This is a genomic window from Arthrobacter sp. TJ-178 (genome assembly GCF_058269275.1).
Map to the genome: position 1 here is coordinate 242,296 of NZ_JBZCNK010000002.1, position 12,702 is coordinate 254,997.

Sequence of the window (12,702 nt, forward strand, 5' to 3'; positions counted from 1 at the left end):
TCTTCGCGGGCCGCCGGCTGTTCCTTCAGGGAAGGGCGCCGGCGGCTTTCGGGAGTACGACGGCGGCAGCGGGCAGGGCGCGGCCCTCCCGCAGCAGGGCGGTCACCTGATCTGCCGGGACCGGCCTGCTGAAGTAGTAGCCCTGCCCGCTGCAGCAGCCCATTTTCTGCAGCCGGCGGGCCTGCTCCGCGGTTTCGATGCCTTCAAAGACCGCTTCCATTCCGGCGGCGCGGATCAGGTGGTGCACGGCGTCGACAAACCGCAGCTGGCCGTCGTCGTCGTCGATGTCCGCAATGAGTGTCCGGTCCACCTTCACGGTGTCCACGGGAAGCCGCCGCAGGTAGCTGATCGAGGAATAACCCGTGCCGAAATCGTCAATCGCCAGGCTCACGCCCAGCGCCTGCAGTGACCGCAGCGAGTAGGTCTCCACGTCGCCTCCGGAGATGAAGGCACTTTCAGTAATCTCCAGGACGAGTTCGCCGGCCTGCGATCCGGTTTCCCGCAGGGTCCCGCGGACGAAGTCCACCAGATCCATGCTCTGAAGTTCCGCTGCGGCCAGGTTGACCCGCAGGAGGAACTTCTCCCCCGCAGGGACGAGCGGCCGCCAGCGGGCATGGTGTTCCAGGGCGGCCCGCAGCACCCACCGGCCAATGCTGACAATCAGCCCCGTCTCCTCAGCCAACGGGATAAAGGCATCCGGCATGACCTGCCCGCGCGTGGGATGGTTCCACCGCACCAAGGCTTCAACACCCTGCATCCGTCCGGTCGCGAGATCCACCACGGGCTGGTATTCCAGGAAGAATTCACCATTGGGCACGGCCCGGCGAAGCTCCTGCGCCATATCCCGGCGCAGCTGTCTGCTGTACAGCATCACCGGTTCAAACACCTTGATCCGCCGGTGCATGTCTTCCTTCGCCGCATACATTGCGGTGTCAGCGCGCAGCAGAATTCCGCCGGCATCCTCAAGGGGAGCGGCCAGATGAATGCCGATACTCGCCCGCGGCCACAGGTCCACGTCTTCCACCAGGATGTGCCGGTTCAGGGCCTCCGTAATTGTTGCTGCCGCTTTCCGGGCCTGCTGCACCGTGGACACCGGCAGCAGCACGGCAAACTCATCTCCGCCCAAGCGGGCGACGAAGGTCCCGGCGCCCGCTGCCTTCACCAGCCGGCCGGCGATTTCGATCAGCACCAGGTCCCCGGCGTGGTGGCCGAAGCTGTCATTGATATCCTTGAAGTTGTCCAGGTCGATCATCAGGATCGCCGGGCCGGGCTCCCCGTCCTTTCGCTCGCGAACTGCTGCTTCCAGTTTCTGGTGCAGGGAAGAACGGTTGCCGGCCCCGGTGAGCGGATCCGCCATAGCCATCTGCTGCATGGTCAGATGTGCTTCCTGAAGCTCACGGGTCCGCACCTCCACCCGCTGTTCAAAGTCGGCATAGACCTCGTTGAGTTCCCCGGCCAGCAGGTTGATGCCCGTGATCACGGCGTCCACCTGGTCCCGGGCCGGAGACACCGGAATGTACGTGTTCAGGTCCCCGGAGGCCATGCGGATGATGCCTTCAACAACCTGGCTCAGCCGGTCATCTTCAGCCACAGGCAATGTTTGTCTTTCTCTTCAGCCAGGCCAGGGCCTCCTGCTCGGTTGAAAAGTAGCGGGTGGGGCAGGGTTCGGCGATTCCGCCGAGCCGGAAGTTTGCGATGACCCGGTCAACCGGTGTGACGCCGAGAACGGCAACAGCGGCCAGGAAACCCGCAGCGCTGAAAATGCTGCGGGCTTCCCGGGTGACAGCCTCCACTCCGGTCAGCACCAGCAGCAGCGGAACCTTCCGTGAACCTGCCAGCCTGGCCAGCTCTGCGGAGGCGGCCTCCGCCATTGCTCCGGTGACCACTCCCCCGGGCGGCAGCACGAGGACAAGATGTCCTTCCGGTGCCATGCGGACGCTGATCGCTGCGGTGTGCAAAAACGTTGAGCCGTCCGGAAAGTCGTTCCCCACTTCATATTCCGTAGATCTTTGCTGTGCCATGCTTCCCCCCAGAAGCGTCACGACATTTCTGCACACTGACTCCGCAGTATCCCGTTCCGCGCTTAGACCAAATACCTGCTTTGCGGCGCCCGGACTACTGCTTATGTTGGTGCTGAAGTGCCGGTAATGCTCTCGATAAGGTTGCGGGACTCAAGGGCCCTGCGATGTGAACCGTGCCCAATAAAAACTTTCTCGGAATGTACTGCCGCGGCCAACGCTTCATCATTCCGTCCAAGCTCGTGCAAAGCAAGAGCTGAAACGTATTCCACTTCCGCCAAGGTGTGCTCGGGGAGAAGTTCTTGGTGGGCCAGGATTTGAAGCGTTATTTCAGCAGACTCAGCAGCGGCACCACTGAGAACCAGCCAGAGAGCCCGTGCGGTGGAAATCTCCAATTCCAAGATCGGGCTTCCGCCGGTCACTGAGTTGGCAAGTTCTGCGCGTTCGATACAAGCAAGAGTTTCATCGTCCACGACGCCGGCGATGAGCCGCGCGTGCGCTGACCCCTTGTTAAAAAATGCCCACGTGTTGACGTCATTACCGGGAGCCAGATTTTCAGCCGCCAACTTATGGTAATAGATTCCCTTTTCAGGATCCTCGTTCAAAAAGGCAACGTTTCCGACGGCCCAGTATGCCTTTCCGGCAACTCGCTGATTCTCGACCTCACTGGCCAATTCGGCCATCTTCAATGCGTACTCCCATGCCTCTTTCTCATAGCCGCTTTCCGCGAGGGCGGCGATCAGGCCGTGAAGCATTTCAACTTCTTCAACCTTGTCCACCAGGCCGGACACATCGATGGCAGCGGCTTCCCGGGCCACGACCAGTGACTCACCCGTATGCCCCAAGGCTTCCAGTGCCCTCGAATGCAGCACCTTCGCTCGCTTCACAAGCACGCGGTCCCCTTGCACAGCGGGATTCTCAGCCAGCTCCTTTGAACTGGCGGCGAATTCTTGCACCATACCCAACTCCAGCTGGCACTCCGCCAGAAGGAAGGTCATCCGCCAATATCCGGTAACATCTTCCTTCCCCAGGGCTTCATCGGCGGCTATCGTCGCGTGACTCAGCGCAGCCTTGTAGTCCCTTCGGTCCCAGTGCAAACGCGCACGATACTCATTCAGCATTTGGTCGACAGAGTTGCTCAATTCCCACGGCACCTAACTATGCGGCTCAACCCCGGTGTGTTCTTTCTGCCATACCCTACTCCAGATCTGCATTGACACGATGCATGCCCTTCCGCAGGGTCGTTCTTCAGCCGAGAGCGGAGTAAAAAAATGCAGAATAATATCTTCAGGGTCTCGATTTTTACAGTCTTATCCGCGATGCTTATCGGTGTTGTTATTTATCACTACTTGGAGGAATCAGATGAAAAAGCTCGGATCCGCTCTACTACTTGCTGCAACCATTGCAGTTGTCGGTGCAGCGGCACCCGCATCTGCCGCCGGTCTCAGTGCTGCACCGTCTGTAGTCAAGCCGCAGACAATCTTTCCTGTTAGCTTCGACTAGCAGTCACCGTATGGCCGGGCGTCGTCGTTAGACGATTCCCGGCCATACGTTTATCCGGCACCGAAAACGGCAATGCACCCCTGTGGCAAGATAGAGGGCATGTCTAATGCCATTGCCTCATATATCGACCACACGCTCCTCAAGCCCGAAGCGAGCCGTGAAGACATCCTGAAAGTCTGCGCTGAAGCAGCCGAATACGGATTCAAGTCTGTCTGCGTCAACCCCCTGTGGGTTGGCACCGTGCGCAATGCGCTCAAGGGCAGCGGCGTGCTGACCTGCTCGGTCATCGGTTTCCCCCTGGGCGCCACCACCACCGAGGTGAAGGTCTTCGAAGCCCGCGGTGCACTGCAGGACGGCGCGGATGAGATCGATATGGTCATCGACATCGCCGCAGCCCGCCGCGGAGACCGCGAAACGCTGGTCCGGGACATCGCCGCCGTCGCCGATGAGGTCCACACCGGCGGAGGAATCCTCAAGGTCATCATCGAGACCTCCCTGCTCACGGACGAGCAGAAGGTCCTCGCCTGCGAAGCAGCCGTGGAAGCCGGCGCCGATTTCGTGAAGACCTCCACCGGATTCAACGGCGGCGGAGCCACTGCTGAGGACGTCGCCCTCATGCGCCGGACGGTCGGACCGGACCTGGGAGTAAAGGCTTCCGGAGGTGTCCGCTCGCGCGAAGATGCGCAGGCTATGATCGACGCCGGAGCCACGCGTATCGGAGCAAGCTCAGGTATCGCTATTGTTAACGGTGGGAACGTCGCGTCGGACTACTGATCCGCCGGCTACTGAACACTTTGTGAAACGGAGAAAACCATGGCAGGAACACGGGTCAAGCAGCCCACGCACTCGGGTGAAGGGCACCTTGGCAGCAACCTGGTCAGCTTTATCATCTACCTGGCGATCTTCCTCGTCGGCCTGTACTCGCTGACCTGGCTGAGCCTGGACAACGTCTGGCCGATGGCCATCTGCCTGGGCCTGTGCACGCTGGCTTACTTTGTGCCGTTTGTCACGGGACGCTCCGACACGGCCAAGGTTCTGGCCGAGGGCCGGGCTGCAGGCAAGTAGCAGCACCCCCTAAACAACATCTGCACGCAGCCGATTCGGCTGCGTGCAGATCTGTTTAACGGACGGGGTCCCTCATATCCGGGCCCCGTCCGGCAGGGTCACTCCTTGAAGACCGCGTCCACCACCTGCTGCGCCCAGGCCAGGATCTCGGCGTCCACCAGGTCCCGGCCGCCAATCCGCGCGGTCTTCGGCTTGGGCACCAGCACGGCGTTCAGCGCCGGCTTCACCTGGGCGCCGGGGTACATCCGCTGCAGGCGCATCACGCGGGATTCGGGCAGGTTTCCGGGGGCAAACTTGATGAAGTTGCCCTGCAGCGCCACGTCCGTGAGGCCCGCCTCGCGCGCTCCCACCCGGAACCGGGCCACATCAATCAGGTTCTTCACGGCCAGCGGCGGCTCGCCGTAACGGTCCACCAGCTCTGCCAGCACCTCGTCGATCGCCTCGTACGTCACCGCGGAGGCCAGCTTGCGGTAGGCCTCGAGCCGCAGCCGCTCCCCCGGCACGTAATCGTGCGGCAGGTGCGCATTGACCGGCAGTTCGATCTTCATTTCGGCGGCCTTTTCCTCGGCCTCCCCGCGGTAATCCGCCACGGCCTCGCCCACCAGCCGGATGTACAGGTCAAAGCCGACGCCGGCAATATGCCCCGACTGTTCCCCGCCGAGCAGGTTGCCCGCCCCGCGGATCTCCAGGTCCTTCATGGCCAGCTGCATGCCGGCGCCGAGCTCGTTGTGCGTGGCCACGGCCTTGAGCCGTTCCAGCGCCACCTCGCCCAGCGGCTTTTCCGACGGATACAGGAAGTACGCGTACGCACGTTCCCGGCCGCGGCCCACGCGTCCGCGCAGCTGGTGCAGCTGGGACAGGCCAAAGTGGTCCGCCCGGTCCACAATCAGGGTGTTGGCGTTGGAGATGTCCAGGCCGGTTTCAATGATGGTGGTGCACACGAGCACGTCGAAGCGCTTTTCCCAGAAGTCCACGATGATCTGCTCGAGCTTGGATTCGCTCATCTGCCCGTGCGCGACGGCGATGCGCGCCTCCGGGACCAGCTCCTGCAGGTGCGCGGCGGTGCGGTCGATCGAGGAGACCCGGTTGTGCACAAAGAACACCTGGCCTTCGCGCATCAGCTCGCGCCGGATGGCGGCCGAGGCCTGCCGGTCCGTGTACGGGCCCACGTAGGTGAGCACCGGATGCCGCTCCTCCGGCGGGGTGGCCAGCGTGGAGGTTTCCCGGATGCCGGTCAGCGACATTTCCAAGGTGCGCGGAATCGGCGTCGCACTCATCGCCAGCACGTCCACGTTGGTGCGCATCTTCTTCAGCGCTTCCTTGTGCTCCACGCCAAAGCGCTGTTCCTCATCCACAATCACCAGGCCCAGGTCCTTGAACTGCACTTCCTGCGAGAGCAGCCGGTGCGTTCCGATCACCACGTCCACTGAGCCGTTCTTCACGCCCTCAATGGTTTCCTTGGCCTGCTTGGCGGTCTGGAAACGGGACAGCGATTCCACCCGCACCGGGAAACCGGAGAAGCGTTCGCCGAAGGTTTCCATGTGCTGCTGGGCCAGCAGCGTGGTGGGCACCAGCACCGCCACCTGCTTGCCGTCCTGCACGGCCTTGAACGCGGCGCGCACCGCAATCTCGGTTTTGCCGTAGCCCACGTCGCCGGAGACCAGCCGGTCCATGGGAACTTCCTTCTCCATGTCCGCCTTAACCTCGTTGATGGTGGTCAGCTGGTCCGGAGTTTCCACGTACGGGAAGGCTTCCTCCAGCTCACGCTGCCACGGGGTGTCCTTCGCGAACGCGTGCCCCTTCGAGGCCATCCGCGCGGAGTAAAGCCGGATCAGCTCGCCGGCAATTTCCTTGACGGCCTTGCGCGCCCGGGACTTGGTCTTGGCCCAGTCCGAGCCGCCCATCTTGGACAGCACCGGGGTTTCCCCGCCCACGTAACGGGTGATCTGGTCCAGCTGATCGGTCGGCACAAACAGGCGGTCCCCGGGAGCGCCGCGCTTGGCCGGAGCGTATTCGAGCACCAAGTACTCACGCACAGTCTTGTTCTGCCCGGCGCCGGTGGCCCGCTGGATGAGTTCCACAAACCGGCCCACACCGTGCTGCTCGTGCACCACAAAGTCGCCCTCGTGCAGCTGCAGGGGGTCGACGGCGTTGCGCCGCTTGGAGGGCATCTTGCGCATGTCGCGGGTGGAGTAGGCGCTGGCCCGGCCCAGCAGATCCGCCTCGGTCAGCAGTCCGGTCTTGAGCCCGTCAAAGACGTAGCCGCGCCCGGCGCTGGCGGTGGTGATGGAGATGATGCCCGGCGCCGGCTCGGTGTCCAAGGATTCGGTAAGCGCGGCGGGAATGTCATTGTCGCGGAACAGCTCGGCCAGGCGGGAGGCCGGGCCGGGGCCTTCGGTGACGACGACGACGCGCCAGGCATCGCGCACGCGGGAGCCGATGAACTCCATCATTTCCGCCACGTCGCCCTGGTAACCGCGGGGTTCGCGGGCGTTGATGGTCAGGGTGTCGATGTCCAGGACGGTTTCATCATCCGGATTGAAGGACGTGATGGACCACCAGCCCACCGAGTTGGCCAGGGCTGCGGAGCGGGTATCGGCCAGGGACCGGAAGCTCGCTGCCTCCAGGTCCGCGCTGATGCCGGCGGACAAATCCAGGGGTGCGGCACCGCCGTCGGACGCGGTGGCCCAGGCGGCGGCGAGGAATTCCTCGTTCGTGGCAGCCAGGTCATGGGCGCGGGCGCGGACCTTTTCAGGTTCGATCACCACGGACAGGGAACCGGCGGGCAGCTGGCCCATCAGCGGCACCATTTCATCCACCAGCACCGGAGCCAGGGATTCCATGCCCTCCACGGCGATGCCGCCGGCAATCTTTTCCAGCATGTCCGCCGCGGCGGGCATCTGGGACTGCAGCTTCGCGGCGCGGCTCATCACCGACGGCGTGATCAAGATTTCGCGGCAGGGCGGGGCATACAGCTCGGTGGGCTGGGTGATGTGCGGTCCGGTGAGGGTGCGCTGGTCGGCGACAGCGAACCAGCGCATCGAGTCCACCTCGTCGCCGAAGAAGTCAACGCGGATCGGATGGTCCTCGGTGGGCGGGAAGACGTCCAGAATGCCGCCGCGGACGGCAAATTCGCCGCGGTGGGAGACCATGTCCACGCGTGCATAGGCGGCCGCGGAGAGTGCCTTGACGACGTCGTTGAACGGACGCTCCTCCCCCACCTTCAGCGTGACCGGCTGCAGATCACCGAGTCCGGCAACCAGGGGCTGAACGACGGCGCGCACCGGCGCCACGATCACGGAGATGGGATGGCCTTCGGGATGGGCCAGCCGGCGCAGGACGGACAAGCGCCGGCCCACCGTGTCCGAGCGGGGCGAAAGGCGCTCATGCGGCAGGGTTTCCCACGACGGGAATTCCTCGATGCCGGCCAGCGGCAGATAGGACCGCAGCGCTGCGGCAAGGTCCTCGGCCTCGCGGCCGGTGGCCGTCACGGCGAGCACCACGGGAGGTGCGGTCGCAGCGTCGGGGATGGCGCCGTCGTCGGCCGCGTCCTTGGCTGCTTCGGCGAGCCCGTCCACCATTTCCGCCAGCAGCGCCGCCCGCATTCCCTGCGGGGCGCCGATCTGCAGGTCTTCGCTGCGGCGTTCGGGGGTGCGCGAGGCGAGGGTTCGCACCCGTGCGTAGGACGGGTCTTCGGCCAGGGCGGCGCGCAGTCCGTTCAGGCTCATGGGGAGGGGCTCCTTGACGTGAAACAACGCAAATAACCCGAAGTTCACTGAGGAACCCCGGGGCTTTTGTTCCAGACTACCCGCTGGGCCGGGGCGGTTCGGGCCTCGTCCGCTGCAGGCTGAGAGCCGGTGCAGCCGGTTCGCTGAGTCCTGCCCGGCCGCCGAGTGTCGAGCTCCTGCGGCATACCCCCCCCGCCGACCCCCGCCGAGTGTCGAGGTCCTGCGGCTTACCCCCGCCGAGTGTAGAGCTCCTGCCGGAATGCGCACCTCAAAGCGGCATGAGCGCAGCAATGGATGTTCCTATGCGCCACTATCTCGACACTCAGGGCACCGCTTCCGGACTCTAGCCCCCGGTGACGGGCATTAGTAGAGAAACACGAGCGCCCTCATTGTTTATCGCGCAATCATGCCTCACGAGCGAAAAAACGCTTGCCCGCCCTGAATCCGCCCTCAATACTCGGCGAACGCAGCGTTCACTCGCACCACTAAAACTGCAGCCCGGAACGCTGATGGACCGGAAGTTCAGGAACGGCAATGGTGCCCGCTTAGGGCCTTGCCGCCTATAAGTGAGGTTCCAATGATCAAAAGCAGAAGAACGCGGCCCTGGCTGGCCGCTGGAATTGCCGCGGCCCTATCCTTCACAGGCGTTGCATCTGTGACCGGTGCGGTCGCCAACTCGCAGGGGTACGAAGATTCGGATTACGCGGATTCGGACTACGGCGATGCGCAGTCCGGATCGGGATACCGGGGCCAGTACCCTGTGGTGTCCACAACCAACGGCGCTGTGAAAGGCGTTGCGACGTCGATGGTGACGTCCTATAAAGGCATCCCCTATGCGGCACCCCCGGTCGGGGATCTGCGTTGGAAAGCTCCGGCACCGGCAGCACCATGGGACGGAGTGCTCGACGCGACGCAGTTTGGCGGTTCCTGCACCCAGGGAACCGGATGGGACCCGGGCTATGACCAGCCGACCCTGAATGAGGACTGCCTGTACCTCAACGTCTACAGCCCCAGCGGGCCGTCCTCCAAGAAGCTCCCGGTGTTCGTGTGGAACCACGGCGGAGGCAACGTTGCCGGCGCGGGGCGTGACACCGACCCCACGAAGTTCATCACCAAGACTGAGGCCGTCTACGTCACCATCAACTACCGCGTCGGTGCCATGGGCTGGTTGGATACAGCCGGGCTGGAGGCTGACAACCCCGACGGCGCGGCCGGCAACTTTGGTCTTCTTGACCAGCAGGCGGCGCTCAAGTGGGTCCGGGAGAACATCCGAAAGTTCGGCGGAGACCCTCGAAACGTCACCCTGGCCGGTCAGTCTGCGGGCGCCTCGAACACCTGCGCCCAGATGGCTTCGCCCGGAGCCAAGGGCCTTTTTGACCGGGCCATCCTGCAGAGCGGCGGATGCTCGGCCCGGACACCGGAGGCAGCGCGCCAGTCCGGTGCCTCGTTCGCGACGGCGATCGGCTGCCCCGATCCCGCCACGGAGCTGGCCTGCCTGCGGAGCAAAACTCCGGCCGAGGTACTCGCTGCGCAGACGGCAGCTCGGCAGAGCGGACCCGTCTACGGAAACGCCGTTCTGCCGAAAGATCCGCTGGAACTGCTGAAGGCCCGCAAGCTCACCGACCTTCCGGTCATTGTGGGCGGCACTGCCGACGAGTCGCAGCAAAGCGTCTTTGGCGCTTACGACTACGTCAACAATCCGATCACCGCGGAGATGCTCGCGGACCTGATCTCCACCACCTATCCGGCCGATGCGGCTGCCGTGGCCGCCGCGTACCCCGCCGCCAACTATGCCTCCCCCACCGTCGCTTGGGGAGACGTCCAAAGTGACCAGCGCGCGTGCCGTGACCAGACCCTGCGGGACCGGCTGGGTGCGGACACCAGGACCTACGCCTACGAGTTCGCAGAGAAGAACGGTCCGGCGTTCACCTCGATTTGGCGTCTGGGCACGGATTACCCGTTTGGTGCCACGCACGTCAATGACCTTGGCTACCTGTGGGACTACCTCGGAACGGCTCTCCCGTTCAGCAGCGAACAGGTGCAGCTCTCGGATCAGATGATCAGCTACTGGTCCAGCTTCGCCGAGGACGGACGCCCCGACGTGAAGTACGCGCCGCGGTGGCCTAAGTACCGCCCGCAGGGAAACCTGCTGCAGTTCGCCGCTCCCAGCGCCCAGGTTGTCAGCCACTCGACAATCGACGCGGAACACGGATGCGACCTGTGGGACCGGGTAAGCCCGGCTCCCTGACCCATCTCCGGAAGCCCAGCTCGACAGACAACCGCCGCCCGTCTCATGACGGGCGGCGGTTCTGTGCCGGGGGCTAGGCTACAGAAATAGGTCTTCGCCGAGTGTCGCGCTCCTGCGGCTTACCCCCGCCGACCCCCGCCGAGTGTAGAGCTCCTGCCGGAATGCGCGCCTCAAAGAGGCATGAGCGCAGCAATGGATGTTCCGACGCGCCACTATCTCGGCACTCGACACCCGACGGCGACGGCGACGACGAGAGGGTGGTCCTCCGCCAGACGTGCAGAAACAGACAGAAGTGCACAAAGGAACAGACGTGCACAAAAGGAAAGGCGGAAGGCCGCTGACTCCGGCCTCCCGCCCTTCCCGGCACCCGGGCTACATTCGGCCCGGCACCCTTACCTCACTGCTTCATCACAGCATCACTGCATTACTTCACTGCTTCGTTGCCGCGGTACTGCAGCTCGACATCCGCCGGTGCCAGCCGCTTCGCCTGAACGTCGCCGCCGCCGCGCAGGTCCGCGTCCGTCCGCGCGAAGGTCAGCACAGAATGCGCCACGGCGTCGGACATCTGGTCCAATCCGCGGCGGTTGATGTTCCCGAGGTCGTCGCACTTCTGGTGGTAGCAGGGGTCGTAGGCTTCCCCCGCCGTGCCGCCGAACAGTGCAGCTTCCTCGTCGGTCTTGATGCCTTCGGCACCGCTGAACAAGCCACCCGCCGGAATACCGTTTTGGATGAACGCCGAGTAGTCGGAGCGTCCGCTGAACTCAGTGGGTGCCGAGGCCAGCTGCTGCCCCGAGAAATACTCCTCGAAGATGCGCTCAATCTCATCCGAACCCACCGGCCGCGGAGCGTCACTGTCGGGGAATGCAGAGCCGTCACCGTCGTAGACAAAACGAACCAGGTTCGGCGAACCCAGCATGTCAAAGTTCAGGTTCGCGAGGGTGCCGTCCAGCCCTGCCTGATCAAGCTGCGAGACGTAGTGGTTGGAGCCAACCAGCCCGTTCTCTTCTCCGCCCCAGAAGGCAAAGCGGACCCGGTTCTGCAGCGGGTTCCGCTTGGTGGTCTCGGCGAGCTGGATGGCGGTTTCCAGGACGGCCGCGCTGCCGCTGCCGTTGTCATTGATGCCCGACCCCACCGTCACGGAATCAAGATGCGCGCCCACGACGACGGTACGGGCCGCGTTTCCGCGGGGTGTGTCGGCCAGAATGTTGAACGAGTTGGTGGTCCGCACCCCCGAGTCAACGGTGAGCCGCAGTTCCACTCCGGTCGTGCCCGCCAGAGCCTCGCCCAGGGCAAAGGTGATGCCGACGGCCGGGATGGCTGACAACTCCGTGCCCAGGGTGCCGTTGACCAGCCCGGTGCGATCATCGTTCGGGACCTCATTGCCCTGGTTGAAGATGACGACGCCGGCAGCCCCCGCTGCCGCCGCGTTCACCACTTTGTCCCCAAAGGGGCAAGTTCCGCGCTGGATCAGCGCGATGTTGCCGGCGGCAAAGCCGGTGAAGTCCTCTGCCTCGCAGCCGGAGGTGCTGGCCCGGTCCCCGGTGAGATTGATGTCCACCGCGCTGACGGGTGCCGTGACATCCCCCGGCCCGGAGTAGCTCATGGTGGTGAAGTCGGTCCCGGCCGTGTACGTCGTGGCCGTCGGCGCGGTCTGCTCCAGGGCTTCGCTGTTCAATTCGAACTGGTCGTAGGAGAAGTCCTGGCGCACCGGCTTGTATCCCGCCCGCCGCAGCTGGTCCTCGATGTACTGTCCGGATGCCTCATAGCCGGGTGTGCCGTCTGCCCGGTTGCCGTCGTTGGCATCGGCGGCGTCCTGCAGTCCCTCCAGATGGTCAAAGACATTGTGAAGCGTGACCTTGGCGCGCAGTTTTTCGCTCTCATCCTTCACAGGCTTGACCGGTTTCCCTGGTTTTCCGGGCTTTCCCGGCTTCCAGGGATGGCCCGGCTTCCCCGGATGGCGGCCCTTGCCGCTGTCCGGGGCAGCGGAAGTGCCGTCCGCAGCGGTGCCGTCCGTCACCGTGGTGCGGGCTGCCCCGGACTCGGCGAACACCGGTCCGGCGGTTCCGGCGGTGAGGACAACAGCGGCTGCGAGCGCAGTTCCGCGGAGAATACGTGGTGTTTTCATGCTTCCCCTCATGGG

General features: G+C 64.2%; 8 protein-coding genes. 3 read left to right on the forward strand and 5 right to left on the reverse strand.

All coding sequences use genetic code 11. From position 1 onward, the window contains the following. Window positions 1-25: 25 nt before the first annotated feature. The 3 genes from AC4D2Q_RS07455 to AC4D2Q_RS07465 form a co-directional block, all read right to left on the reverse strand. Window positions 26-1,591 carry a putative bifunctional diguanylate cyclase/phosphodiesterase gene (locus AC4D2Q_RS07455; protein WP_490945876.1) on the reverse strand — a complete coding sequence of 522 codons (1,566 nt, stop codon included), beginning with the start codon at window positions 1,589-1,591 and terminating at the stop codon, window positions 26-28. Then, entirely contained in the window at window positions 1,584-2,021 is a 438-nt protein-coding gene (locus tag AC4D2Q_RS07460) for a SpoIIAA family protein (protein WP_490945877.1), read from the reverse strand. The genes AC4D2Q_RS07455 and AC4D2Q_RS07460 overlap by 8 nt, the downstream gene beginning before the upstream one ends. 101 nt (window positions 2,022-2,122) lie before the next feature. Further along, window positions 2,123-3,160 (reverse strand): hypothetical protein, encoded by a 1,038-nt coding sequence (locus AC4D2Q_RS07465; protein ID WP_490945878.1) that lies wholly within the window; start codon window positions 3,158-3,160, stop codon window positions 2,123-2,125. A 460-nt stretch (window positions 3,161-3,620) separates the two neighbouring features. On the opposite strand from AC4D2Q_RS07465, the gene deoC reads away from it, so the two are divergent. Continuing rightward, window positions 3,621-4,295, forward strand: coding sequence for a deoxyribose-phosphate aldolase (gene deoC, locus AC4D2Q_RS07470; protein ID WP_490945879.1), 675 nt, complete (start codon window positions 3,621-3,623; stop codon window positions 4,293-4,295). Between the two features lie 39 nt (window positions 4,296-4,334). Next, entirely contained in the window at window positions 4,335-4,586 is a 252-nt protein-coding gene (locus AC4D2Q_RS07475) for a hypothetical protein (protein WP_490927198.1), read from the forward strand. Between the two features lie 98 nt (window positions 4,587-4,684). Here AC4D2Q_RS07475 and mfd read toward each other — a convergent pair whose 3' ends face one another. Then, complete coding sequence (mfd, locus tag AC4D2Q_RS07480) at window positions 4,685-8,314, reverse strand: transcription-repair coupling factor (protein ID WP_490945880.1); 3,630 nt, start codon at window positions 8,312-8,314, stop codon at window positions 4,685-4,687. 655 nt (window positions 8,315-8,969) lie between these two features. Here mfd and AC4D2Q_RS07485 point away from each other — a divergent pair. Beyond that, window positions 8,970-10,562 (forward strand): carboxylesterase/lipase family protein, encoded by a 1,593-nt coding sequence (locus AC4D2Q_RS07485; protein WP_490945881.1) that lies wholly within the window; start codon window positions 8,970-8,972, stop codon window positions 10,560-10,562. 424 nt (window positions 10,563-10,986) lie between these two features. Here the strand turns inward: AC4D2Q_RS07485 and AC4D2Q_RS07490 are convergent, their stop codons facing one another. Then, entirely contained in the window at window positions 10,987-12,687 is a 1,701-nt protein-coding gene (locus tag AC4D2Q_RS07490) for a M28 family peptidase (RefSeq protein ID WP_490945882.1), read from the reverse strand. Between the last annotated feature and the right edge of the window lie 15 nt (window positions 12,688-12,702).